Origin of the sequence: Kitasatospora sp. MAA4 (genome assembly GCF_029893355.1) — a bacterium.
Lineage (GTDB): Bacteria > Actinomycetota > Actinomycetes > Streptomycetales > Streptomycetaceae > Kitasatospora.
This window is the reverse complement of sequence record NZ_JARZAI010000003.1, coordinates 105,970-130,915: the sequence shown is the minus strand read 5'-3', so window position 1 is coordinate 130,915 and position 24,946 is coordinate 105,970. Positions and strand designations below refer to the sequence as shown.

The following is a 24,946-nucleotide window of genomic DNA, read 5'->3' as shown; positions in this document are numbered from 1 at the left end:
GGACTCACGCCTCGTTGGCCCCCGCGTACATCTCGGTGACCGCGTCGGCGTAGGTGCGCTCGACGACCGGCCGCTTGATCTTGAGGCTCGGGGTCAGCTCGCCGTGCTCGATGTCCAGGTCGCGCGGGAGGAGGGTGAACTTCTTGATCGTCTGCCAGCGCTGAAGATCGGTGTTGAGCCGCTTCACGAAGCCCTCGATCAGCGCGTGCACCTCCGGCGCCGCGACCACCTCGGCGTACGTCTTGGCGGTCAGGCCCTTCTCCGCCGCCCACGGCATGATCACCGTCTCGTCCAGCGAGATCAGCGCGGTGCAGAAGTTGCGCCCGTTGCCGATCACCAGGATGTTGCTGACGAACGGGCAGATCGCCTTGAACTTGCCCTCGACCTCGCTGGGCGCGACGTACTTGCCGCCCGAGGTCTTGAACATGTCCTTCTTGCGGTCGGTGATCCGGACGTAGCCGTCCTTGTCGACCTCGCCGATGTCGCCGGTGTGGAACCAGCCGTCCGGCTCCAGCACCTCCGCGGTCTGCTCGGGCAGGTCGTGGTAGCCGCGCATCACGCCGGGGCCGCGCAGCAGGATCTCGCCGTCCTCGGCGATCCGGACCTCGGTGCCCGGCAGCGGCATGCCGCAGGTGCCGATCCGGATGTCCTCGGCGCGGTTGACCGTGGAGCCGGCGCTGGTCTCGGTGAGCCCGTAGCCCTCCAGGATCGGCACGCCGGCGCCCAGGAAGAAGTAGCCGATGTCCGGGGTCAGCGCGGCGCTGCCGGAGACCGAGCCGCGCAGCCGGCCGCCGAACGCGGCACGGATCTTGGCGTACACCAGCTTGTCGGCGACCGCGTGCTGGAGCTTGAGCGCGAACGGCGCGCTGTCGCGGCCGGTGGCGATCCGGTTCTCCTGGGTGGTGCGGGCGTAGTCGCGGGCCACCTGGGCAGCCCAGAGGAAGATCTTGTACTTGGCGCCGCCCTCGGCTCTGGCCCGACCGGCGATGCCGTTGTAGACCTTCTCGAAGATCCGCGGCGCCGAGGCCATCAGGGTGGGGCGGATGACCGGCAGGTTGTGGATGATCCGGTCCACCCGGCCGTCCACCGCCATCACGTGACCGGTGGCGATCTGGCCGGAGATCAGCGTCTTGCCGAAGACGTGCGAGAGCGGCAGCCACATGAACTGGAGGTCCTCCGAGCGCAGCAGCCCGCTCTCCTGCTGGGCCAGCCCCTCGTACGCCCAGCAGTCGTGCACCAGGCGGACGCCCTTGGGCCGGCCGGTGGTGCCGGAGGTGTAGATGAGCGTCGCCAGCTGCTCGCGGTCCAACGCGGCGACCGCCTGGTCCACCGCGTCCGGGTGCTCCTTGAGGTAGCCGGCGCCGCGCTCCTCCAGCTCGGCCAGGGTGAGCACCTCCAGCCCCTCGGGGGCGGGGCGCTCGGCGGGAGCGTCGAAGAGGATCACGTGGCCCAGCTCGGGCAGCTGGTCGCGCTGGGCGATCACCTTGGCCAGCTGGACGGCGTTCTCGGCGAAGAGCGCCTTGCTGGCGGAGTTCGCGAGAATGAAGGCCGTCTCGTCGGCGTTGGTGCTCGGGTAGACGGTGGTAGTCGCGGAACCGGCACACATGTTGCCCAGGTCTGCGATGATCCACTCGACCCGGGTGGAGGAGGCGATCGCGACCCGGTCCTCGGCGCGGACGCCAAGGGCCATCAGGCCGGCCGCCACGTTCCTGACCCGTACGGCCGTCTGGGCCCAGGTCAGTGAACGCCACTGCTCGGCGCCGGGCGTGCTGTCCGCCGCGTGCTCGTCCACTGGCACGGGGAACCGGTATGCCTCGGCGTTCGGGGTGGCCTCTACCCTGCTGAGGAAGAGGTGTGCCACTGAGGCTGGGCGGCCGGCGATCTTGTCGGAGCCGATAACGGACTGCGCTGAACTCAACGAGACCTCCGGGGGACCAGGTGGCCGAGGGTGAACGTCGAGCGGAGGTGGTGGGGGCCGCCCGACGGGCTTGTTAACTGGCTGGTAACTAGACAGGCGCCAGCCTAGGGGCTAAAAGGCTGCTGCGTAAGAGGGGTGAGGTGTCTGGCACGACATGCCGACCCCAGTGCAGTCGACAGCACGACTCAAGGCGGCCGGGACACGGTAATACCGTCCGGCGGCCGGATGGAAGACCGAAAATAGGGATGCGAATCCCCCTGCCGACAATGAGAGTGTCCGAGTGCTGATCCGACTTCTCAGGGCCCATCTCAGGCCCTACACCAAACCGATCGTCCTGCTGGTCCTTCTCCAGCTCATCTCGACCATCGGCAACCTGTACCTGCCGACACTCAATGCCGACATCATCGACAAGGGCGTGCTCGCCGGCAACACCGGCTACATCATGCGGACCGGCGGGGTGATGATCGCCGTCACCATCGCGCAGGCGCTCTGCTCGATCGGCGCGGTCTACTTCGGCGCCCGCACCGCGATGGCGATCGGCCGGGACATCCGGGCCACGGTCTTCGACCGGGTGCAGAGCTTCTCCGCCCGCGAGCTCGGGCAGTTCGGCGCCCCCTCGCTGATCACCCGCACCACCAACGACGTCCAGCAGGTCCAGATGCTGACCCTGATGACGTTCACCCTGATGGTGGCCGCGCCGATCATGTGCGTCGGCGGCATCATCATGGCGCTCAACCAGGACGTCCCGCTCTCCGGCCTGCTGATCGTGGTGGTGCCGGTCCTCGGCGTCATCGTGACGCTGCTGGTCCGCCGCCTGCGCCCGCAGTTCCGCAGCATGCAGCAGCGGATCGACAAGGTGAACCGGATCCTGCGCGAGCAGATCACCGGTATCCGGGTGATCCGGGCCTTCGTCAAGGACGGCCACGAGCAGGCCCGCTTCGGCGAGGCCAACGACGAGCTGACGGACGCCTCGCTGCGGGTCGGCCGCCTGCTGGCCCTGATGTTCCCCTCCGTGATGATGGTCGTGAACATCTCCAGCGTCGCCGTGCTCTGGTTCGGCGCGCACCGGATCGCCGACGGCGGGATGCAGGTCGGCGCCCTGACGGCGTTCCTCTCCTACCTGATGCAGATCCTGATGAGCGTCATGATGGCCACCTTCATGTTCATGATGGTGCCGCGTGCCGAGGTCTGCGCCGAGCGGATCATGGAGGTGCTCTCCACCGACTCCAGCGTGGTCCCGCCGTCCGCTCCGGTCACCGAGATGCGCGAGCACGGCCAACTGGAGCTGCGCGGCGTCGAGTTCCGCTTCCCTGGCGCCGAGTCGCCGGTGCTGCGCGGTATCGACGTCGACGCGCGGCCCGGCCAGACCACCGCCGTCATCGGCAGCACCGGCAGCGGCAAGAGCACGCTGCTCGGCCTGATCCCGCGGCTCTTCGACGCGACCGGCGGCGAGGTGCTGGTGAACGGCGTGAACGTCCGCGAACTCGACCCCGCGCTGCTCGCCGAGACCGTCGGCCTGGTCCCGCAGAAGCCGTACCTGTTCTCCGGCACGGTGGCCAGCAACCTGCGCTACGGCCGGCCGGACGCCACCGACGAGGAGCTCTGGAAGGCGCTGGAGACCGCGCAGGCCAAGGACTTCGTCGAGAAGTTGGACGGCGGCCTGGAGGCCTCGATCGCCCAGGGCGGCAGCAACGTCTCGGGCGGTCAGCGTCAGCGCCTGGCCATCGCCCGTGCGCTGGTCCGCCAGCCGCAGGTCTACCTCTTCGACGACTCCTTCTCGGCGCTCGACTACGCGACCGACGCCAGGCTCCGCAAGGCGCTGGCCCGGGAGACGGCCGAGGCCACGGTGCTGATCGTGGCGCAGCGGGTCAGCACGATCCGCGACGCCGATCGGATCATCGTCCTGGACGAGGGCACGGTGGTCGGCAGCGGAACGCACCACGAGCTGATGGCCGACAACCCGACATACCGGGAGATCGTGCTCTCCCAGCTCACCGAGCAGGAGGCGGCGTGACCACCCCGAAGACCTCGACCACCGCGAAACCCGCCGTGGTCAACGCCTCCGCGGAGGCAGCCGCCCGCCGCGGGCCGGCCGGCCCAGGCCGCTTCATGGGCGGCCAGGCGGCCGAGAAGTCGATGGACTTCAAGGGCTCCGGCAAGCGGATGCTGGGGATGCTCAAGCGCGAACGGGCCGCGCTCAGCGGAGTCATCGCGCTGGGCACGCTCAGCGTCGGCTGCGCGGTGATCGGGCCCAAGATCCTCGGCCAGGCCACCGACCTGATCGTCAAGGGGGCGACCGGCGGGAGATTCCCGGCCGGCCTGACGCACGCCCAGGTGATCGCCGAGGTCCGCCAGAAGAGCGGCGACCACCTCGCCAGTGTGCTCAACGCGATCGACTTCACACCCGGCCGGGGCATCGACTTCGGCGCCATCGGCACCGTCCTGCTCTGGGTGCTGGCCATCTACGTCGCCTCCGGCCTCTTCGGCATCCTGCAGGGGCGGCTGGCGGCCGGCGCGATCAACCGCACGGTCAACCGGCTGCGCACGGACGTGGACACCAAGCTCTCCCGGCTGCCGCTGAGCTACTTCGACAAGCAGTCGCGCGGCGAGGTGCTCAGCCGGGTCACCAACGACATCGACAACATCGGCCAGTCCATGCAGCAGACCATGGGCCAGGTGGTGAACTCGCTGCTCACCATCATCGGTGTGCTGGCGATGATGTTCTGGATCTCCTGGATACTCGCGCTCATCGCGCTGATCTCGGTGCCCATCTCGGTGGTCGTCGCGGCCCGGGTCGGCAAGCGGGCCCAGCCGCAGTTCGTCGCGCAGTGGAAGACCACCGGCAAGCTGAACGGCCACATCGAGGAGATGTACACCGGCCACGCGCTGGTGAAGGTCTTCGGCCGGCAGAAGGAGGCCGCCGAGACCTTCCGCCAGGAGAACGAGGCGCTCTACGCCGCAGGCTTCAAGGCGCAGTTCATCTCCGGGACGATCCAGCCCGCGATGATGCTGATCAGCAACCTCAACTACGTGCTGGTCGCGGTGGTCGGCGGCCTGCGGGTGGCCAGCGGCGCGCTGTCGATCGGTGACGTGCAGGCGTTCATCCAGTACTCGCGGCAGTTCAGCCAGCCGCTCACCCAGGTCGCCTCGATGGCCAACCTGGTGCAGTCCGGCGTCGCCTCGGCGGAGCGGGTCTTCGAGCTGCTGGACGCCGAGGAGCAGTCCGCCGACCCGCTGCACCCCGAGCGGCCGGCCGAACTGCGCGGCCTGGTGGCCTTCGAGGACGTGGCCTTCCGCTACGACCCGGACAAGCCGCTGATCGAGGACCTGTCGCTGAAGGTCGAGCCCGGCCACACGGTGGCGATCGTCGGTCCGACCGGGGCCGGCAAGACCACCATGGTCAACCTGCTGATGCGGTTCTACGAGGTCAGCGGCGGCCGGATCACCCTGGACGGGGTGGACATCGCCGCGATGTCCCGCGAGGAACTGCGCTCCGGCATCGGCATGGTGCTCCAGGACACCTGGCTGTTCGGCGGCTCCATCGCCGACAACATCGCGTACGGGTCGGTGGGTGCAACGCGTGAGCAGGTGATCGAAGCGGCGAAGGCCGCGCACGTCGACCGGTTCGTCCGCACCCTGCCGGACGGCTACGACACGGTGATCGACGACGAGGGCACCAACGTCAGCGCGGGCGAGAAGCAGCTGATCACGATCGCCCGGGCGTTCCTCGCCCAGCCGAGCATCCTGGTCCTGGACGAGGCCACCAGCTCGGTGGACACCCGTACCGAGGTGCTCATCCAGCGGGCCATGGCCACCCTGCGCACCGGCCGGACCAGCTTCGTCATCGCCCACCGGCTCTCCACCATCCGGGACGCCGACGTGATCCTGGTGATGGAGAACGGCGCGATCGTCGAGCAGGGCTCGCACGACGAGCTGATCGCCGCCGAGGGCGCGTACGCCAAGCTCTACCAGGCGCAGTTCGCCGAGGCCGTCGCCGAGACGGGCTGAACCGCACCGCACACGCCGAAGGCCACCACCCGCTGCGGGTGGTGGCCTTCGGTGTACCAGGTGCGCCTACTTCTTGGCGTCCTTGGGAGCGTCCGCGTCCGTCGACAGCGCGGCGATGAAGGCCTCCTGCGGGACCTCCACGCGGCCGACCATCTTCATCCGCTTCTTGCCCTCCTTCTGCTTCTCCAGCAGCTTCCGCTTACGGGAGATGTCACCGCCGTAGCACTTGGCGAGGACGTCCTTGCGGATCGCGCGGACCGTCTCACGGGCGATCACCCGCGAGCCGATCGCGGCCTGGATCGGCACCTCGAACTGCTGGCGCGGGATCAGCTTCTGGAGCTTGCCGGCCATCATGACGCCGTAGTTGTAGGCCTTGTCCTTGTGCACGATGGCGGAGAAGGCGTCCACGGCGTCACCGTGCAGCAGGATGTCGACCTTGACCAGGTCGGCGGTCTGCTCGCCGATCGGCTCGTAGTCGAAGGAACCGTAGCCGCGGGTCTTGGACTTCAGGATGTCGAAGAAGTCGAAGACGATCTCGGCGAGCGGCAGGGTGTAGCGCAGCTCCACCCGCTCCTCGGAGAGGTAGTCCATGCCCTGCATGTTGCCGCGGCGGCCCTGGCAGAGCTCCATGACGGCGCCGACGAACTCGTTCGGCACCAGGATGGACCCGCGCACCACCGGCTCGTGCACCTCGGCGATCTTGCCGCTGGGGAACTCGCTCGGGTTGGTGACGGTGTGCTCGGAGCCGTCCTCCATCACCACGCGGTAGACCACGTTGGGGGCGGTGGAGATCAGGTCGAGGTTGAACTCGCGCTCCAGGCGCTCCCGGACGATCTCCAGGTGCAGCAGCCCGAGGAATCCGCAGCGGTAGCCGAAGCCCAGCGCGACCGAGGTCTCCGGCTCGAACACCAGGGCGGCGTCGTTGAGCTGGAGCTTGTCGAGGGCGTCGCGCAGCAGCGGGTAGTCGCTGCCGTCCAGCGGGTAGAGGCCGGAGAAGACCATCGGACGCGGGTCCTTGTAGCCGCCCAGCGCCTCGGTCGCACCCTTGTGCATCGAGGTGATGGTGTCACCGACCTTGGACTGCCGGACGTCCTTCACACCGGTGATGATGTAGCCCACCTCGCCGACGCCCAGGCCGTCGGAGACCCGCGGCTCGGGCGAGATGACGCCGATCTCCAGCAGCTCGTGCGTCGCGCCCGTGGACATCATCTGGATGCGCTCGCGCTTGGTGAGCTCGCCGTCGACCACACGGACGTAGGTGACCACGCCGCGGTAGGTGTCGTAGACCGAGTCGAAGATCATCGCGCGGGCCGGGGCGTTCTTGACGCCGACCGGGGCCGGGACCTTCGCCACCACGTGGTCCAGCAGGTCCTCGACGCCCAGGCCGCTCTTGGCGCTGACGCGCAGGACGTCCTCCGGCTCGCAGCCGATGATGTGCGCGATCTCGGCGGCGTACTTCTCGGGCTGGGCGGCCGGCAGGTCGATCTTGTTGAGAACCGGGATGATCGTGAGGTTGTTCTCCAGCGCCAGGTACAGGTTGGCGAGGGTCTGCGCCTCGATGCCCTGCGCGGCGTCGACCACCAGGATGGTGCCCTCACAGGCCGCCAGCGAACGGGACACCTCGTACGTGAAGTCGACGTGGCCGGGCGTGTCGATCATGTTGAGGATGTGGGTCGTGCCCACGTTGTCGCCGGTCTTCGGCGCCCACGGGAGGCGGACCGCCTGCGACTTGATGGTGATTCCGCGCTCGCGCTCGATGTCCATCCGGTCGAGGTACTGGGCACGCATCTGCCGCGGGTCGACGACGCCGGTGATCTGCAGCATGCGGTCGGCGAGGGTGGACTTGCCGTGGTCGATGTGGGCGATGATGCAGAAGTTGCGGATCAGCGCCGGGTCGGTACGGCTGGGCTGTGGCACGTTCGTAGGGGTCGCGGGCACCTTGGTCCGATTCTCCGTTGCTCCGGGGGCCGGGTGCTCGCCCCGTCTTCGACAACAGAAGGAGCCGCTTCCCGGGGACCGGACGGTCTCGTCCGATCGACATGGCTGCCACCATCCTCCCACGAGCCCGCCCGACTGCGGCGTCCAGCTCTTCCCCACCCTGCCGCGGGCACCGTAGGGTGCAGCTCATGATCTTGGAAAGCGCTCTGTTGGACGTGCTGCCCGGCCAGGAGGACGAGTTCCTCGCCGCGTTCGCCGAGGCCAAACCACTGATCGCGGGCCGTCCCGGGTTCCACGGGCTGGAACTGCGGCGCTGCCTGGACGAGGGGCGCGGCTCGCGCTTCCTGCTGCAGGTGCGGTGGGAGAAGTTGACCGACCACACCGAGGGATTCCGCCGCTCCGCGCAGTACGAGCGGTGGCGCGAGCTGCTGCACCGCTTCTACGCGCCGTTTCCCGAGGTCGAGCACTACGGCGAACCGGTCCACCGGGCCTGACCGGTTTGGGGCGGGTGCGAGGCCCCTGGTACCGTAGGTCGCTGCACCTCACCTCGGCATGCCCTCTCAGCAGGTTCGGGGTGGCGGGTGCATCCGAGTTCAGACCGAATAGACAAGACTGAGGCTCCTTCGTGGCGAACATCAAGTCCCAGATCAAGCGCAACAAGACCAACGAGAAGGCGCGCCTGCGCAACAAGGCCGTCAAGTCCTCGCTGAAGACCGCTGTGCGCAAGGCCCGCGAGGCCGCTGCCGCCGGTGACGTCGAGAAGGCCACCGTGCTGGCCCGCGCCGCCTCCAAGGCCCTCGACAAGGCCGTCAGCAAGGGTGTCATCCACAAGAACCAGGCCGCCAACAAGAAGTCGGCGATCACCAAGCGCGTCTCCGTCTCGGCCTGATTTCAGCCTTTCAGCCTTACCCCCCTCGGGTGATACCGGCCCTCTACCCGGAGCCCTGAGGCGCACGACACGTACCGCACGCGGCCTGCGTTCGCCACGCGGGTGCGGTGCACACAGCAGAGCGGCAGGCGCCGCGGCAGCCCCTTCGGGGGACGGCCGCGGCGCCTGTCGGCGTTTCGGGGGCGGTCGCAGGCGTTTCGGGGGACGGCAGGGGGCGGCTATCGTCTGTGCCACGCTCCGTCCGGTTTCGTCACGCTCCGCTGCCCCCACCGCCCCTGGGACACCCATGTCGACGTCGCACCAGACCACCCGCGGCTACGGATTCCCGCAGCCGCCGCCCGCACCTGCTCCGGTGCCTCATCCCGCTCCCGTACCCGGGAGGGGAAGTCGGCTGCTGCGGCGGTCGTTCTGGGGGTTCGCCGGCGCGGTGCTCGCCTCGGTGGTCTGGACGGCCGCGCTGTGGACCGTGCCGTCGATGGTCAGCACAGCCTCCTCGCCCCTGCCGGTGGGGAGCTACCGGACCACCGACGACCTGTGCAGCGCGGCGACGTTCAGCCGGTTCGGCCAGCTCTACCCGGTGGCCTCCGGTACGGCGTACCACTACACGACCCGCAACCGCGCGCTCGACGACATGTACTGCAGCCAGTACCTCAAGCGCAGCGCCAACGACAGCGGCTACATCACGCTGTCGATGGAGGTCCAGCTGCACCGGGCGGTGAGCGCGGCGCCCGAGTTCGAGGCCCAGCGCAGCGGCTTCGACCAGCGCAGGTTCCAGGTCAGCGACGTCCCCGAGCTGGGTGACGAGGCGTTCGTCGGCTACCTCGACGACCAGAGCGGAGCGGACCGGACCCGGCACTACCTGACGCAGACCCTCTACGTCCGGGACGGCGCGCTCACCTGCTACCTGAACTGGTCCGGCTCGTACCAGGAGGGCAAGGAGAGCGCGCCGGACCGCGACGGCATCCGGCAGGCCCTGGTGATCGACACCCGCGACGCGCTGCGCGCGCTGGGCGAGCGCTGACGGCCTCCGCCCTCAGTACTGGCGGGCTCCCGAGCGGGCGGCTCGGGCCACCGCGACGACGGCTCGCTCCAGCGCGTACGCCGGGTCGTCGGAGCCGCCCTTGACGGCGGCGTCGGCCAGCGCGATCGCGGTCAGCGCGGTGGCGACGGCGTCGCCCGTCCAACCGCGCATCTGCTGGCGCACCCGGTCCACCTTCCAGGGCGGCATGCCCAGCTCGCGGGCGAGGTCGCCCGGGCGCATCGACCGGTCGGCGGTGGCCAGCCGGCCGATGCCGCGCACCCCTGCGGCCAGCGCGTAGGTGATGCCGGTGGGCGGCTGACCCACGGCCAGCGCCCAGCGCAGCCGCTCCAGGGCCTCCGCGGCCCGGCCGGTCACCGCGAAGTCCGCGACCTCGAAGCCGGTCGCCTCGGCGCGGCCGCTGTAGTAGCGGGCGACCACCCGCTCGTCGATCGTCCCCTCGACGTCGGAGGTGAGCTGGTTGCAGGCGGCGGCCAGCTCCCGCAGGTCGCCGCCGAGCGCGTCCAGCAGCGCCTGGCAGGCCTCGGGGCTGGCGGACCGGCCCAGGTTCTTGAACTCGCCGCGTACGAAGGCGATCCGCTCCCCCGCCTTGGTCAGCTTCGGGCACGCGACCTCGCGGCCACCCGCCTTGCGGGCGGCGTCCAGCAGGCCCTTGCCCTTGACTCCCCCGGCATGCACCAGCACCATGATCACTTCTTCGACCGGGGAGTCGAGGTAGGCCTTGACCTCCTTGACCGAATCGGCACCGAGATCCTGGGCGGCACGAACCACGATCACCTTGCGCTCGGCGAAGAGCGAGGGAGTGGTGAGCTCGGCGAGGCTGCCCGGCTGGAGGGCGCCCGGAGCGACATCGCGGACGTCCGTGTCCGGGTCGGCCGCCCGCGCCGCGGCCACCACCTGGGCGACCGCGCGGTCGAGCAGCAGCTCCTCCTGGCCGACCGCGAGGGTCAGCGGGGCGAGCAGGTCATCGGGTGCACTCTTCCTGGCCATCGCCCACCAGCATCCCACGGGCCACCGACAGGCCCGCCCCGCGAGCAGCCACAATGGAGCGGTGACCGACCACGACATCGATGACCGGCCCGTGACCACCGGGCGCCAGCTGCTCGTCCTCGCCGACCGCGACGCGGCCGAAGCCGTAGCGGCCGACCTCGCCATCCGCCGCCCGGAGCTGGGCACTCCCGAACTCGTCCGCGACGCCCTGGCCGGCGAGGACGACGCCGAGGACGCCCAGTGGCTGGTCGTCCTGGAACCCCCGGCCGCGGGCTGGGACGGCGCCCTCCTCGCGGACGTCGACGCCGCGGTGGCCGACCAGGACGGCTGGCGCGAGGACGCCTGAGCGGCGGGGTACGGATCAGGCGTGGCGGGCGACCGGCTCCAGGTACAGGGTGTCCGTGCCGCCGGCGTCCGCGCCCGTGGCCAAAGGCTCGCCCGGCCAGGTCATCTTGGTCGAGTGGGTCTCCCCGGGCGGGGTGATCGTCATGGTGGTCACCGTGGCACCGGGGTGGCCCTTGGGGCTGCTGCGGTACCAGATGGTGAACATGGCGTCCTGCGACTTGGCGAGGGTGACGGCGCTCGGCTGGTTCCGGCCGCGCGGCACCGACGTGGCTCCCAGGCTGGTGGCCAGGTCGACCCCGGCGAAGCCGTCCAGGGTGCAGGTGTTGCCCTTGTTGTAGAACGACACGGTGACCGACGCCATGTCCTGCGACGGCGGCGTGGCGTTGCCCGCGGAGACGTCCGTGATCAGGTTGTCCGTGGCGCAGGCGGCGGTCGCCGCCGTGCCCCCAGCGGCAGGGGTCTTGGAACCCGTACTGCCCGAGGACGGCGTCTTGGACCCGGCGCCACCCGAGGACGAGCCCGTGGTGCCGGAGGACGAGCCGCCACCGGTGCCACCGGGAGCCTTGGCGCTGCTCGGCGCCGACGCCGAGGGACTGCCGCCCGTGCTGGCCGACACGGTGACGTCGTCCTGACAGGCGGTCAGCGCCAGCCCTGTCACGACCAGCATCGCACTTGCCGCCAGGGCACGCTGAACACGCATCTGAAGATCTCCCGAGAGTGGTGAATCGCGGCTCCCCGCCGCGATCACCAGAAGCGTCACACAGGCGATCATGGTCGTCCAGCCTATGACGGCTGTGGGGACAGAGCTGTGACGGTGTCTCGGTCCTGTCCCAGAACAGCGGCCCGATCCCCTGCCGCACCGGCCTCCTCCGCCTGGTGATGCGCAGCATCGCCGTGGTGGTGTCCGGGGGATTGTCGGGGGTGTCGGGGTGGGGGTGGACGAGGGCGCGCAGGGTTTGGGGGGTGTCGCCGAGGACAGCGATGTCGCCGGAGTGGTCGGTGCGCAGGACGGTGGCGCCCAGGGTGCGCAGGTGGTCGACCGTGCGGGCGGCGGGGTGTCCGTAGGGGTTGCCGCGGCCCACGGAGATGAGGGCCAGCCGGGGGCGCAGGGCTGTGGCGAGGTCCCAGTCCTGGTTGGCTGAGCCGTGGTGGGCGACCTTGAGGACGTCCACCGGGCCCGGGCGGGCGCGGTTCAGCAGCGCGGCCTGCGCGGCCGGCTCCAGGTCGCCCAGCAGGGCGAACCGCAGCCGGCCCGCCGTGACCAGCAGCGAGACGCTGGCGTTGTTCGGCCCAGGGGTGTCGAACCCCAGCGGACCGGCCGGCCACAACACGTCCCAGGACAGGCCAGGACCCGCACTGCGATGCTCCCCCGCAACCGCCCGCAGCAACGGCACATGCGCCGTCGCCGCCCACCCCAACACCCGGGCCTCCTCCCCCGGCGGCGCGTCCAAGGTCGTCGTCTCGATCGCCCCCACCGCCCGACCGCGCAGCACCCCGGGCAGACCCTCACTGTGATCCGCGTGGAAGTGCGTGAGCACCACCAACGCGACCCGGGTGATCCCCAGATCCCGCAGACAGCCGTCCGCCGCCACCGGATCCGGCCCCGCGTCCACCACCACCGCCGTGTCCGGCGCCTCGTCACCCGTGCCCCGAACCGGCAGAACCAGCAGATCCCCCTGACCGACCGAGCACATGACGAGCCGCCAGCCGACCGGCGGCCAGCCCGTCGCCATGCGCACCAGCGGGGGTGGGCGCAGCAGGAGCAGGGAGACCGCGACGACAAGGAGCGCCGGGATGAGCAGCCGACGGCGACGGGCGGGGCGCGGAGCGGGCGACTGGAGGAGGGAGGAGACGGGCGGCTCGGGGGTGGCCCCGGCGGGAGCGGTCGGGGCGGTGGGTGGGCGGCGGAAGAGCAGCGGCACACCGGTGACGGCGGCCACGACGGCGATCGCCAGCAGCACGACTCCGGGCCACCCGGGGGTCCAGGCGAGCTCGGCGCCCGGCACGGACGAACCGTAGCGGGCCACCCAGGCCAGCCACTGAGTCGGAACGCCTGCCAGACCCGCCAGCAGATGGGCGGCGGACATCGAGAACGGGGAGGCCAACAACGCCGCGAAACCGAGCAACGTGGCTGGTGCGACGGCGAGTTCGGCCAGCAGATTGCAGGGAATGCCCACCAGGCTCACCCGCGGCGCCAGCAGGATCGTCGCCGGTGCGCAGAGCGCCTGAGCGGCGGCGGCCGCCGCCAGACCGCCGGCGAGATGGTGCGGCCAGCCGCGCTCGTGCAGGACCGCCGTCCAGCGCCGACCCAGCGTCAGCAGACCCATGGTGGCGAGGACCGAGAGCAGGAACCCGTACGAGCGGGTCAGGTACGGGTCGGCCAGCACCAGGACCAGCGCCGCGCCGGCCAGGGCGGGAACGGCCTGCCGAGGTCGGCCGGTGGCCAGCGCGAGCAGGCTGACCAAGCCCGTCGCGGCGGCTCGGAGCACACTGGGGTCGGGGCGGCAGAGGGTGACGAAGGCCAGCGTCAGGACTGCTCCGAGCAGCGCCGCGACGCGCAAGGGGACGCCCAACAGGGCTGCCAGACCACCGCGTTCGGCTGTACCGGCGCGGCCGGGGGCACCCAGCAGGACAGCCAGGATGATGGAGAGATTGGCTCCGCTGACCGCGGTCAGGTGGACCAGGTCGGTGACCTGGAAGGCCTCGTCCAGCTCATCCGGGACGGCGGAGGTGTCGCCGACGACCAGGCCGGGCAGCAGCGCCCGTGCGTCCGGCGACAGTTGGTCGCAGGCCTGCCGCAGGCCGCTGCGCAGCCGGCCGGCCAACCGCTGGACGGCGCTCGCCTGCGCCAGGACGCGGGGCGACTCCTCCGCGAGCAGCGTGGCGCCGGTGTCGCTGCTCCGCCCGGACTGCGGCAGAACGCGAACTCCGGCGGCAACCCGGGCGGAGGGCAGCAGGTCCTGCCAGCCCGCCGCGTCGCGGGCGCGGACGATGACGGTGACGGGCGTGCGGGTCCGTGTTGTCACGGAGGTGGGGTGCGAGGTCGGGGTCGGGGTCGGGGTGGGGGCGGGGGTGGTCGACGGGATGGTGACGCGGTCGGCGGTGGCATCGATGGTCAGCAGGTCCTGACCGGGGGTGGAACCGCTGGCCCGGGAGGTGTGGCTGTGCGGGTCGCCCGTGATCGTGAGTTCCACCTCGACGCCTCGGGCGGGCGAGGCTGCGCGGCCGGGCGAGGCTGCGCGCGCCAGCGCGGGGAGCGGGCCGCGGTGGAGGTCCGCGGTCTGCAGCACCGTGCAGACCGTGGACGCCGCGCCGGTCAGCAGGACGGCGGCAGCCACCGCCAGCGCGGCCGCCGCACCGCCCGTCCGACGGGAGTGGCACCGACCGAGCAGCAGGACACCGGCGACCACGGCGGCCAGCGCGGCCCCGCCCAGCAGCAGCGGCGCGTACCGGGGGTCGGCGTCGAGCAGCAGGGCCGCAACGAGCCAGGCCGCGAGGGTGGGCAGCAGCAGGCGGAGATCGAGGACGTCCCGACGACGGGCTGACGCGTCATCAGTGCCTCGGGTGAGCTGGGACACTGCGGCCACCCCCTTCGCTCGGGCTCACAACGTGAGTAGTGGTTTCAGCTCGGCGAACTTCCGTGCGCCGATCCCGCTGATCTGTCGGAGCTGGTCCAGGGAGCGGAAGCCGGCGTGGGAACCGCGGAAGTCGATGATGTGCTGGGCGAGAACCGGACCGATGCCGGGCAGGGCGTCGAGCTGCTCCCAGGTCGCGCGGTTGAGGCTGACCGGCGCCTGCGGAGCGGGCGTCGCGGCATGCCCGGCGGGTGGCGCCGGTGCGCCCACCAGGATCTGCTCACCGTCGACCAGGATCCGCGCGAGGTTGAGCTCGTCGGTGTCCACCCCCGGCTGGGCTCCCCCGGCGGCCTGGACCGCGTCGGCCACCCGGGACCCGCCCGGCAGCGAGCGGAGCCCGGGATGCGCGACCTTGCCCGCTACGTCGACCACCACGGCGGGGGCCTGCTGTGCCGAGGCGTCCGGCGCACCGGCGGCCGCGGCCGGCACGGTGGCAGCCGCCGGTGCGAGGGGCAGCGTGCCGGCCTGGGCGACGGCGGACCTCGGAGCCCCGGCCGTCGCGGTGGAGGCCGCCGGCACGGCGACCGCCTGCGGGCGACCGAACCAGAAGTGCTGGACGGCGTAGGCCACCGCGAGCAGCAGGAGCACGCTGAGGCCGAGGACGGCTCTTCGGTCCACCCAGAGCAGCGAGTGCAGACCCGACGGCAGGCGGAACCGGAACCGGAACCGGGAAGCGGCACGGGGAGGGGTGGTGGAGGCGGAGGGATCTGATCCGACGTCAGCCTCCGGTGGGAGGGGAGGGGGAGCAGCGGCCGGATCGGCTCGGCGGTGGTCGCGGCGGCGCCCGTAGCCGCGCGGCCAGTCCACCGGCAGATCCTTGGCAGACAAGTCGGTGGCGGCCAGGTCGGCGGCAGACAGGTCAGCGGCAGACAGGTCAGCGGCCGACCTGGCCAGGCAGGGCTTCGCCTCGGCGGGTCGGTCGGTGATCGGCTGGTCGGTCACCGCGAAGAGGTGGTTCAGCCGGTGCCGGGCAAGGTCGGTGCTCGTCGTGGTTCTCATGGGCACGACGGTAGGGACCCGAGAGCCCGTCGGCAGCAACGGCGAAATTCCTGTGGATAACCCGGCCCCTGTGGACAACGAACGTCCCCCGCATGGGCGAGTTTCAGCGCGGCGAGACCACCACGGCCAGCAGTCCCGGACCGACATGCGCGCCGATCACCGCGCCCACCTCCCCCACGTACAGGTCACGCAGCCCCGGCACCCGTTCCCGCAGGCGCTCCGCCAGCGGCTCCGCCCGCTCCTCGGCGGCCAGGTGATGGACCGTGATGTCCACCTCCGCCTGTCCGGCCTGCTCGACCGCGATCTCCTCCAGCCGCGCGATCGCCCGGGACGCCGTGCGGACCTTCTCCAGCGGTTCGATCCGTCCGCCGGAGAGGTGCAGCAGCGGCTTCACCGCGAGCGCGGAGCCGAGCAGCGCGCGTGCGGCACCGATCCGGCCGCCACGGCGCAGGTACTCGAGGGTGTCGACGTAGAAGAAGCCGCGCGAGGCACCGGCCCGGCGCTCGGCGGCCGCGACGACCTCGTCGAGCCCCCGGCCGGCGGCGGCGGCCTCGGCGGCGGCCAGGACGGCGTAGCCGAGCGCCATGCCGACCATCCGGCTGTCGACCACCCGGACCGGCAACTCGGCCTCGGCGGCAGCCAACCGGGCGGCCTCGCAGGTGCCGGACAGTTCCGCGGACAGGTGGAGGGAGACGACGCCCTCCGCGCCGGCCTCGGCCGCCGCGCGGTAGGCGGCGGCGAAGGTCTCGGGACCGGGCCGGGAGGTGGTCACCCGGCGCTTGGCGCGCAGCGCCTCCGCCACGTCCTTCGGGGAGATCTCCACGCCCTCGATCAGCACCTCGTCGCCCACCACCACGCTCAGCGGGACCGTCGCGATCCGGTGCCGGTCGACAGCGTCCTGGGGCAGGTAGGCCGTGGAATCGGTGACAATCGCGAGGTGGGCGGGCATGAGCCGGAGGTTACTCCCCGAACGTCACGGAGAACAGCGGAGCCCGAGCGAGGCACCTGCCCCGATCAGCCGGCGGAGGACCCGGGGCTGGGCTTGCGCAGGCGCTGGGCGAACCGGGTCAGCGGTTCGGCCAGGCCGAGCATCTCCTCAGCACTCAGCCGAGCGCCCGCCGCGGCGATGCCCGGCGCAGCGGCAGGACCGGCAGCGGCAGGACCAGAGGCGGCAGGACCGGCGGCGGAAGAAGCAGCGGCACCGGACGGAGCGTCAGCAGCCCCCGTGTCCCAGTGCCGCAGCGCGCCCGCCTCGCTCTCGCAGTCCTGGCTGAGCCTGGTCAGCTCGTCCTCCGCGAAGCGGTGCATCCGGTCCTGCGCCGCCCACCGCATCGACTCCGCGGAGTGCGTGATCCGCTCCGCCCGCTCGCGCAGCTCCGGCAGCTTCGCGCTGACCCGGCTCGACTCGGGCTCACGCTCCAGCATCCGCAGTTCGCGGTCCAGCTCGGCCGCGTGCGCGTCCAGCCGCCCGAGCAGCTGCAGCGCCTCGGCGAGCTGCCCGTCCCCGCCGACGCCGGCCTCCAGCACCTCCCGGGTGCCGCGCAGCGAGGTCCGCAGCGAGAGCCGGACGCCGGCGATCTGCCCGGCGGCGCCCGGCTTGGTGTAGGTCCGGGCCTTCAGCGTGACGTTCTCCACAGCCCGGCGGGCGTTGGTCTCGGTCCGCTCGACCGTCGCCGCCACCGCCTTGCCCGCCTTGACCGCCGCGACGATCAGGAGGGTCACGATGCCGATCCCGAACAGCACGACCAGTGCGATCACTGCGCCGATCGCTTCCATGGGGGTTGCCGCCTTCCACGCTTGCCGGTGCTGCCTCTGGTTCCCACGGTAGCCGTCCGGAGCGCCGCTGGGAGGGGGCAAGGGGCGGCCTGGCCCGGAGATCAGGGACAGCTCAGGGATGACCCCGAGGGAATCTGCGCGCAAACCGAAGGCCGGCCCCTGGACGCACCAGGGACCGGCCTCTCCACGGCTCTTCGACCGCTCTTCGTCAGCCGGTGACGATGTTCACCAGCTTCGGCGCACGCGCGATCACCTTGCGGATCGGCGCGTCACCGATCGCCGCGATCACGGCCGGGTCGGCCAGGGCCAGCGCCTCCAGCTCGGCGTCCGAGATCGAAGGGGCCACCTCCAGGCGGGCCTTGACCTTGCCCTTGATCTGCACGACGCAGGTGACCGACTCGTCGACCACGTACACCGGGTCTGCGACGGGGTAGTCGGCGTACACCAGCGACTCGGCGTGGCCCAGCTTGCGCCACAGCTCCTCGGCGATGTGCGGCGCCAGCGGCGCGACCAGCAGCACCAGCGGCTCGGCCACCTCACGCGGCGTGCTGCCGCGCTTGACCAGGTAGTTGTTCAGCTCGATGGCCTTGGCGACCGCCGTGTTGAAGCGCAGCCCGGACATGTCGCCGCGGATGCCGTCGATCGCCTTGTGCAGCGCGCGCAGCGTCGGCTCGTCGGCCGGCTCGTCGGTGACCACCAGCTCGCCGGTGGCCTCCGAGACCACGTTGCGCCACAGCCGCTGCAGGAAGCGGTACGAGCCGACCACCGCGCGGGTGTCCCACGGGCGCGAGACGTCCAGCGGGCCCATCGCCATCTCGTACAGGCGCAGCGTGTCGGCGCCGTACTCCTCGCAGATGGTGTCGGGCGCCACCGCGTTCTTCAGCGACTTGCCCATCTTGCCGGCCTCGCGCTTGACCGCTTCGCCCTGCCAGAAGTAGCCGCCGTCGCGCTCCTCGATCTCGGCGGCCGGGACCGGGAAGCCGCGCTCGTCGCGGTAGACGTCGGCGGTGATCATGCCCTGGTTGAACAGCTTGTGGAACGGCTCGACCGAGCTGACGTGGCCCAGGTCGTGCAGCACCTTGTGCCAGAAGCGCGCGTACAGCAGGTGCAGCACGGCGTGCTCGGCGCCGCCGACGTACAGGTCGACGCCACCGGCCGGCTTGGCCTCCGTCGGGCCCAGCCAGTACTGCTCGTTGGCCGGGTCGACCACCCGCTCGGTGTTGACCGGGTCGATGTAGCGCAGCTCGTACCAGCACGAACCCGCCCAGTTGGGCATGGTGTTGGTCTCACGGCGGTAGCTGCGCACGCCGTCGCCCAGGTCCAGCTCGACGTTGACCCAGGCCTCGTTGCGCGACAGCGGGGTCTTCGGCGAACTCGCCGCGTCGTACGGGTCGTAGGTGTGCGGCGAGTAGTCCTCCACCTCGGGGACCTCGACCGGCAGCATCGACTCGGGCAGCGCGTGCATCACGCCGTCCTCGTCGTAGACGATCGGGAACGGCTCGCCCCAGTACCGCTGGCGGCTGAACAGCCAGTCGCGCAGACGGAAGTTGACCGTTCCCTCGCCGATCCCGCGCTCGGTCAGCCAGGCCGTGGCCGCGGCCTTGGCCTCGACGACGCTCAGACCGTCCAGCGAGATGTCCGCGTTGGCCGAGTTGACGATCACCGAGTCGTAGGTGTCGAAGGCGTCGTCCCACTCGTGCGGGTCGGTACCGCGTCCGTCGGTCGGCTGCACCACGCAGCGCATCGGCAGCGAGAAGGCGGTGGCCATCGCGAAGTCGCGGTGGTCGTGTGCCGGTACGGCCATGATGGCGCCGGTGCCGTAGCCCATCAGCACGTAGTCGGCGATGAAGACCGGCACGCTCTCGCCGCTGACCGGGTTGGTCGCGTACGCGCCGGTGAAGACGCCGGTCTTGACCTTGGCCTCGACCTGGCGCTCGACGTCCGACTTGGCGGCGGCCGCGGCGCGGTAGACGGCGACGGCCTCGGCCGGGGTCGCGGCGCCGCCCTTCCAGTCCTCGTGCGTCTCGGCCGGCCAGGCGGCCGGGACGATCGAGTCGACCAGCTCGTGCTCGGGTGCCAGCACCATGTAGGTGGCGCCGAACAGGGTGTCGGGCCGGGTGGTGAAGACGGTGATCGCGGCGTCGGCGGAGACCGCGAAGTCGACCCGGGCGCCCTCGGAGCGGCCGATCCAGTTGCGCTGCTGCAGCTTGATGGCCTCGGGCCAGTCCAGCGGGTCCAGGTCGGCGATCAGCCGGTCGCCGTACGCGGTGATCCGCATCATCCACTGGCGCAGCTTGGACTTGAAGACCGGGAAGTTGCCGCGCTCGGAACGGCCGTCGGCGGTGACCTCCTCGTTGGCCAGCACGGTGCCCAGCCCGGGGCACCAGTTGACCGGGACCTCCTTGGAGTACGCCAGGCGGTACTCCCCCAGCACCTCGTCGCGCTCGGTGCCGGACAGCTCGGACCAGCCGCGCCCGTCCGGGGTGGGCCGCTCGCCGCTCTCGAACTGGGCGACCAGCTCGGCGATCGGGCGGGCCGTGGCGGCCTCGGCGTCGTACCAGGAGTTGAAGATCTGCAGGAAGATCCACTGGGTCCAGCGGTAGTACTCGGGGTCGATCGTGGAGATCGACCGGCGCGAGTCGTGGCCCAGGCCCAGCCGGCGCAGCTGCGAGCGCATGTTGGCGATGGCGGCCTCGGTGGAGATCCGCGGGTGCTCGCCGGTGGCCACCGCGTGCTGCTCGGCGGGCAGGCCGAAGGCGTCGTAGCCCAGCGTGTGCAGGACGTTGTGGCCGTTCATCCGCTGGTAGCGGGCGTAGACGTCGGTGGCGATGTAGCCCAGCGGGTGGCCGACGTGCAGGCCCGCGCCCGAGGGGTACGGGAACATGTCCATGATGAAGCTGTGCGGCTTCGCGCTCACCGAGCCGGCGCCCGCGGTGGCGTCGGACAGCGGACCGACCGGGTTGGGGGCGTTGAACGTCCCCTCCTTCTCCCAGACGTCCTGCCACCGTGACTCGATGTCAGCGGCCAGGGTGGATGAGTATCGGAACGGCTCGGTGGCGGCCTCGGCCGCGCCGGAGGCAGGTGTCGTCTCGCTCATGGTCCTTCAAGCTCCATCGATGTCAGATAGCGAATCGTCAGCCGGGCTGGACTGCCGGGAAGCTGCGGGGGAAATAAAAAAGCCCCTCGCAGGAGGGGACGCCACGCTGACTCCGGCGCGGCCCGAACGGGCGGCCGGTCCTGGTCAGCGCGGCCGGCTAAGGAGCAGGCGCACGGTTCGCATGGGGTCAGGGTACCGCAGGCGCACCCGGCAGGTGGCGAGCGGGCCGCGCCGCCCGCCACCTACCGCAGCTGTCAGACGCCTGCGCCGAGCCGCTCGTCGCGCAGCTCCGCCCACCGCAGCGAGTCGTGGATGCCCTCGGCGATGGAGTACTGCGGCGTCCAGTCCAGCAGCCGCAGCGCCCGGTCGCTGCGGGTGTAGGCCCCGGCCACGTCGCCCGGGCGCGCCTCGGCCTCGACCACCGCGACCGGGGTCTCGACCACGCTGTTGAAGGCCGCCACCAGCTCGTTCACCGTGGTGCCGGTACCGGTGCCGAGGTTGATCACGGACGACCGGGTCTCCCCCGCCAGCACCTCGTCGAACCGCCCGAGCGCCGCGACGTGCGCGGTCGCCAGGTCCCAGACGTGGATGTAGTCGCGGATCCCCGAGCCGTCCCGGGTGGCGTAGTCCGTCCCGGTGATCCGGAACGGGACGCCGTCCTCCTGCGCCTCGATCAGCTTGCCGAGCGCGAAGCTGGGCCGGCGCACCTGGAGTCCGGTGCGCATCTTCGGGTCGGCGCCGATCGGGTTGAAGTAGCGCAGCGAGAGGATCCGGATCGGCTGGGTGGCGGCGATGTCGGCGAACATCCCCTCGCAGACGGCCTTGGTGCGCGCGTACGGGCTCTGCGGGGCGATCGCCGAGTCCTCGTCGACGCTGAAGTCCTCGCCGGGCTGGTAGATCGAGCCCGAGGAGCTGAAGACCATCCGGCCGCAGCCGTTGCGCAGCAGGTGTCCCACGAAGTCCAGGCTCTTGGAGACGTTGGCCCGGTAGTAGCCCAGCGGGTCGCCGACGGAGTCCGGTACGACGATCAGCGCCGCGCAGTGCACGACCGCCTCGATGTCGGGGTGCTCGGCGAAGATCCGGTCGACCAGCGCGCCGTCGGCGATGTCGCCCTCGTAGAACGCGCGCCCCTCGGTGAACTCGCGGCGCCCGGTCACCAGGCTGTCCAGCACGACCGGGGTGATGCCCGCGTCCAGGCAGGCCGAACCGACGGTGCTGCCGATGAACCCGGCACCGCCGGAGATGAGTACCTTCATACCGAAAACGCTCCTTCGTGTCCGCCCGATGATCAGGCTTCGCCGGTCGAGCCTAGGCCGAGACTCCGTCCCGGGCGATCCACGCGGCGGGGAGGAAAGCTGAACACCCGTCAATTCACTTCCCCGGAAAGCCGGGAGGCGGTGTCGAAGTCCCGCAGGGCGCGGGCCACCCGGGCGGACTGCATGCCGGCGGCCAGTCGGCGGGCCCGGTCGGCGATCGGGGCGGCCTGCTCGTGGTCGCCGGTGCGGCGGTAGGAGTCGGCGAGGCGGACCATCAGCAGGGCCTTCGCCCGGGCCCGCTCGGGCGTCAGCTCGCGGACGGCCGAGGCGAGCAGGGCGCGGGCCCGCTCGTGGTCGCCGAGGAAGAGGTGGGCCTCGCCGACCATGCCCTCCAGGTCGGCCCGCTCCTGCCCCCTGTGCGGCGGGCGCTCGGAGGCCAGGGCCGCGAACGCCTGCTCGGCTGCCTGCTCCGCGCCCGCCCGCTCACCCCGGCGGCCGTACGCGCGGGCGATCCGCCCCAGCTGGAGCGCGCGTTCACCCGCGGTGAGCGAGCCCTCGGCGGCGCGCAGTGCGGTGTCGAGCATCGCCACGGCGTCCAGGCTGCGCCCGGCCGGCCCGTCGGTCGCCTGGACGGCCAGGCAGCCGACCACGCTCACCCCCAGCCGCGGGTCGCCCGAGACGTGGGCGGCGCGCAGCGCGGCGACGAAGGCGCGCTGCGCGCCGGCCTCGTTGCCCATGTCGTAGTCGGCCCAGCCGACCAGTCGGGCCAGCCGGCTCGCCGCACCGTAGAGCCCGCGCCCCAGCGGCTCGTCCCGGCCGTACGAGCCGAGCTCCAGCAGCTTCCCCACCATCGAGAGTTCGGCCTTGGCGGGGTTGAGCACCAGGCCGCCCCCGCAGGACTGCTCCAGCCGCCACTTGCTGTCGTGGCTGATCCGCAGGTCGGTCAGCTGCTCGGGGGCGATCCGCAGCGCCCCCTCGCCGCCGGTCACGGGCGGCGGCGGCGAGGCCCAGTGCCGGGCCGCCAGCGCCAGCTCGTCGCCGCGGAACAGGTCGGTCAGCCGGACCGGGGCGGCGTCGGCCGCCGCCTCGCGCAGCGCGGTCTGCGCGGTGTCGGCGGTCCAGGGGTCGGTGAGCAGCTGCGGCGAGAGGGCCTTGGCGCCGCGCCGGCTGCCCATCCGCCCCCACAGCTGCTGGTAGGTGACCGCGATCCCGACCGCGCGGCTGAGCACCTCGCAGACGGCCTGGTCGTGCGGGGCGCGCGGCACCATCCCGCGGTCGCGCCACTTGTACGGCGCGGTGGAGCTGATCGCCAGCTCGGCGGGCACCACCAGGTTGACCTCGCGCGCCAGGCGTTCGGGGTTCCAGGCGAGCTGGTGCAGTATCCGGGCCAGCTCTTCGTTCCGCTTGCGCGCCAGGTCGGACATGGCTCGACGGTAGCGGTCCCGGCGGTCGGGCGGACACCGGGCCCGACAGTCACACTCTGTGATCGAGGCCGCCGAACGGGCCAGTGGAATCACCGGGATCGGGCCGTTCCGACGTTTCAGCCGTAACCAGGAGTGGCCGTCAGCCGTAGGACAGGTCGGAAATCCCCTGGTCCTCCCCCGGAAGCGGTGCCCTCGTGCTGTCCTCTGCCACCCTGACCCGTCCACCCGCCGCACCCCCCGGCACACCCCGGCGACGCGGCCGGCTCGGCCGGATCGGCCGCCGCCGGGGCCTGGTGGCCGCCGCCGTGGTGCTGAACCAGCTCGCGTACGGCTCGGTGTACTCCTGGAGCATCCTCTCCGCCGGCCTGCAGTCGCCGCACAGCGCCTTCGCGCTCGGCCGCGACGAGGCCGGGCTGCCGTTCGCCACCGCGCACGCCCTGGTCTTCGTCGGCACGGTGCTGGGCGGACTGCTGATGAGCCGTCGCCCGCCGCGCGGGATCGCCCTGGTGGCCGGAGTCCTCTACGCGGGCGGTCTGCTGCTGGCCGGCTGCGCGGACGGGCGCGGCGACTTCTGGCTGGTGCTGCTCGGCTACGGCGTGATCAGCGGCGTCGGCCTGGGACTGGGCTACATCGTGCCGACCACCATGCTGCAGAAGTGGTTCCCCTCCCACCGGGCGCTGGCGGCCGGCGTCGCCACCGGCGGCTTCGGCCTCGGCTCGGTGATCGGCGCGCCGCTGATGCGGGCCCTGGTGGCGCATTTCGGCGCCGATCCGGCCCGGGCCCTGCTGGTGCTGGGCGCGATCTTCCTGGTGACCACGCTGACCGGCGCCGCGTTCTTCCGCAACCCGCCGCAGCCGGCCGCCACCGCGGACCGCAAGGCGCTGCGCGGCCACCGGACGGCGCAGGCGCTGCGCACCCCGCAGTGGTACCTGCTGACCGTGATCCTGCTCTTCAACACCGCCGCCGGCATCAGCATGCTCTCGGTGGTGGCCCCGGCGGCCGGCAGCCTGACCGGCCTGAGCCCGACCGCCGCCGCCGCGTTGACCGGCGCGCTCGGGGTGTTCAACACCGTCGGTCGCCCGCTCTGGGGCTGGCTCTCCGGCCGGACCGGCCTGATGACCGCCTTCGTGCTGATGCTCGGCTCGCAGGGGCTCTGCCTGATCGGGCTCTCCCAGGTCAGCTCGCCGGCGATGTTCCTCCCGCTGGCCGCGCTGGTCTGCCTCTCCTTCGGCGGCGGCTTCGCCACCATGCCCGCCGTAGCCTCGGAGTTCTTCGGCCTGGCGCATGTCGGCGCGATCTACGGGCTGATGCTGATCGGCTGGAGCCTGGCCGGGATCTTCGGCCCGCTGCTGGTCTCCCGACTGGCCGCGGACTCCGGCTACGGCACGGCGTTCCTGGTGCTCGGCACGATCACCGTCGCCGCGGCCGCGCTGCCCTGGCTGACGTCCCGTCCGAAGCCGCTGGCTGCCTGAAAACGAAAAATGACCCACCTACCACATGTGGTAGGTGGGTCATCTGTCTGTGGAGCTACGGAGAATTGAACTCCGGACCTCTTGCATGCCATGCAAGCGCTCTACCAACTGAGCTACAGCCCCAGACACACTGCCTGTCACCGGCGGTTTCCCTCGGCGA

At 71.5% G+C, this 24,946-nt stretch carries 20 protein-coding genes and 1 tRNA gene; 10 read left to right on the top strand and 11 right to left on the bottom strand.

The genetic code is table 11. The features are described 5' to 3' along the window. Positions 1-4 precede the first annotated feature (4 nt). Positions 5-1,918 carry an AMP-dependent synthetase/ligase gene (locus tag P3T37_RS05160; RefSeq protein ID WP_280722204.1) on the bottom strand — a complete coding sequence of 638 codons (1,914 nt, stop codon included), beginning with the start codon at positions 1,916-1,918 and terminating at the stop codon, positions 5-7. A gap of 280 nt (positions 1,919-2,198) precedes the next feature. On the opposite strand from P3T37_RS05160, the gene P3T37_RS05155 reads away from it, so the two are divergent. Further along, positions 2,199-3,932 (top strand): ABC transporter ATP-binding protein, encoded by a 1,734-nt coding sequence (locus P3T37_RS05155; protein ID WP_280722203.1) that lies wholly within the window; start codon positions 2,199-2,201, stop codon positions 3,930-3,932. Positions 3,933-4,027: 95 nt separating this feature from the next. Beyond that, positions 4,028-5,926: an ABC transporter ATP-binding protein gene (locus P3T37_RS05150; protein ID WP_280722470.1), complete on the top strand. Its 1,899-nt coding sequence runs from the start codon at positions 4,028-4,030 to the stop codon at positions 5,924-5,926. Between the two features lie 66 nt (positions 5,927-5,992). On the opposite strand, the gene lepA is transcribed toward P3T37_RS05150, so the two are convergent. Then, positions 5,993-7,864: a translation elongation factor 4 gene (gene lepA, locus P3T37_RS05145; RefSeq protein WP_280722202.1), complete on the bottom strand. Its 1,872-nt coding sequence runs from the start codon at positions 7,862-7,864 to the stop codon at positions 5,993-5,995. Positions 7,865-8,052: 188 nt separating this feature from the next. On the opposite strand from lepA, the gene P3T37_RS05140 reads away from it, so the two are divergent. The 3 genes from P3T37_RS05140 (at position 8,053) to P3T37_RS05130 (ending at position 9,774) form a co-directional block, all read left to right on the top strand. Beyond that, positions 8,053-8,358, top strand: coding sequence for an antibiotic biosynthesis monooxygenase (locus tag P3T37_RS05140; RefSeq protein ID WP_280722201.1), 306 nt, complete (start codon positions 8,053-8,055; stop codon positions 8,356-8,358). Between the two features lie 131 nt (positions 8,359-8,489). Next, positions 8,490-8,753 carry a 30S ribosomal protein S20 gene (gene rpsT / locus P3T37_RS05135; protein WP_035806135.1) on the top strand — a complete coding sequence of 88 codons (264 nt, stop codon included), beginning with the start codon at positions 8,490-8,492 and terminating at the stop codon, positions 8,751-8,753. A gap of 286 nt (positions 8,754-9,039) precedes the next feature. Next, positions 9,040-9,774 carry a hypothetical protein gene (locus P3T37_RS05130; RefSeq protein ID WP_280722200.1) on the top strand — a complete coding sequence of 245 codons (735 nt, stop codon included), beginning with the start codon at positions 9,040-9,042 and terminating at the stop codon, positions 9,772-9,774. 12 nt (positions 9,775-9,786) lie between these two features. On the opposite strand, the gene holA is transcribed toward P3T37_RS05130, so the two are convergent. Then, the gene (gene holA / locus P3T37_RS05125; RefSeq protein WP_280722199.1) at positions 9,787-10,782 is read right to left on the bottom strand and encodes a DNA polymerase III subunit delta; all 996 of its coding nucleotides are present in this window, start codon (positions 10,780-10,782) and stop codon (positions 9,787-9,789) included. A 61-nt stretch (positions 10,783-10,843) separates the two neighbouring features. Here holA and P3T37_RS05120 point away from each other — a divergent pair, with 61 nt between their 5' ends. After that, a complete protein-coding gene (locus tag P3T37_RS05120; RefSeq protein WP_280722198.1) occupies positions 10,844-11,128 on the top strand; it encodes a hypothetical protein in 285 nt (94 codons plus the stop codon). Between the two features lie 15 nt (positions 11,129-11,143). On the opposite strand, the gene P3T37_RS05115 is transcribed toward P3T37_RS05120, so the two are convergent. Beyond that, positions 11,144-11,827, bottom strand: coding sequence for a DUF4232 domain-containing protein (locus P3T37_RS05115; protein WP_280722197.1), 684 nt, complete (start codon positions 11,825-11,827; stop codon positions 11,144-11,146). Between the two features lie 458 nt (positions 11,828-12,285). Between P3T37_RS05115 and P3T37_RS05110 the strand changes: the two genes are divergently transcribed. The 3 genes from P3T37_RS05110 (at position 12,286) to P3T37_RS05100 (ending at position 14,672) form a co-directional block, all read left to right on the top strand. Continuing rightward, on the top strand, positions 12,286-12,642 hold the full coding sequence (locus tag P3T37_RS05110; RefSeq protein ID WP_280722196.1) for a hypothetical protein: 357 nt from the start codon (positions 12,286-12,288) through the stop codon (positions 12,640-12,642). A gap of 279 nt (positions 12,643-12,921) precedes the next feature. Continuing rightward, a complete protein-coding gene (locus tag P3T37_RS05105) occupies positions 12,922-13,146 on the top strand; it encodes a hypothetical protein (RefSeq protein ID WP_280722195.1) in 225 nt (74 codons plus the stop codon). Between the two features lie 1,145 nt (positions 13,147-14,291). Further along, positions 14,292-14,672: a hypothetical protein gene (locus P3T37_RS05100; protein WP_280722194.1), complete on the top strand. Its 381-nt coding sequence runs from the start codon at positions 14,292-14,294 to the stop codon at positions 14,670-14,672. A 57-nt stretch (positions 14,673-14,729) separates the two neighbouring features. Here the strand turns inward: P3T37_RS05100 and P3T37_RS05095 are convergent, their stop codons facing one another. The 6 genes from P3T37_RS05095 to P3T37_RS05070 all read right to left on the bottom strand — a co-directional run bounded on the left by P3T37_RS05095 (position 14,730) and on the right by P3T37_RS05070 (position 23,314). After that, positions 14,730-15,761 (bottom strand): helix-hairpin-helix domain-containing protein, encoded by a 1,032-nt coding sequence (locus P3T37_RS05095; RefSeq protein WP_280722193.1) that lies wholly within the window; start codon positions 15,759-15,761, stop codon positions 14,730-14,732. 103 nt (positions 15,762-15,864) lie between these two features. Then, positions 15,865-16,710: a DegV family protein gene (locus P3T37_RS05090; RefSeq protein ID WP_280722192.1), complete on the bottom strand. Its 846-nt coding sequence runs from the start codon at positions 16,708-16,710 to the stop codon at positions 15,865-15,867. Between the two features lie 65 nt (positions 16,711-16,775). Continuing rightward, positions 16,776-17,537, bottom strand: coding sequence for a hypothetical protein (locus tag P3T37_RS05085; protein WP_280722191.1), 762 nt, complete (start codon positions 17,535-17,537; stop codon positions 16,776-16,778). A 208-nt stretch (positions 17,538-17,745) separates the two neighbouring features. Next, positions 17,746-20,634, bottom strand: coding sequence for a leucine--tRNA ligase (gene leuS, locus P3T37_RS05080; protein WP_280722190.1), 2,889 nt, complete (start codon positions 20,632-20,634; stop codon positions 17,746-17,748). A gap of 254 nt (positions 20,635-20,888) precedes the next feature. Beyond that, the gene (galE, locus tag P3T37_RS05075) at positions 20,889-21,890 is read right to left on the bottom strand and encodes a UDP-glucose 4-epimerase GalE (RefSeq protein ID WP_280722189.1); all 1,002 of its coding nucleotides are present in this window, start codon (positions 21,888-21,890) and stop codon (positions 20,889-20,891) included. Positions 21,891-22,000: 110 nt separating this feature from the next. Further along, on the bottom strand, positions 22,001-23,314 hold the full coding sequence (locus tag P3T37_RS05070) for a tetratricopeptide repeat protein (RefSeq protein ID WP_280722188.1): 1,314 nt from the start codon (positions 23,312-23,314) through the stop codon (positions 22,001-22,003). A gap of 194 nt (positions 23,315-23,508) precedes the next feature. Between P3T37_RS05070 and P3T37_RS05065 the strand changes: the two genes are divergently transcribed. Continuing rightward, a complete protein-coding gene (locus P3T37_RS05065) occupies positions 23,509-24,786 on the top strand; it encodes an OFA family MFS transporter (protein ID WP_280722187.1) in 1,278 nt (425 codons plus the stop codon). Between the two features lie 50 nt (positions 24,787-24,836). Here the strand turns inward: P3T37_RS05065 and P3T37_RS05060 are convergent. Beyond that, positions 24,837-24,909, bottom strand: a tRNA-Ala gene (locus P3T37_RS05060). Positions 24,910-24,946: the final 37 nt, after the last annotated feature.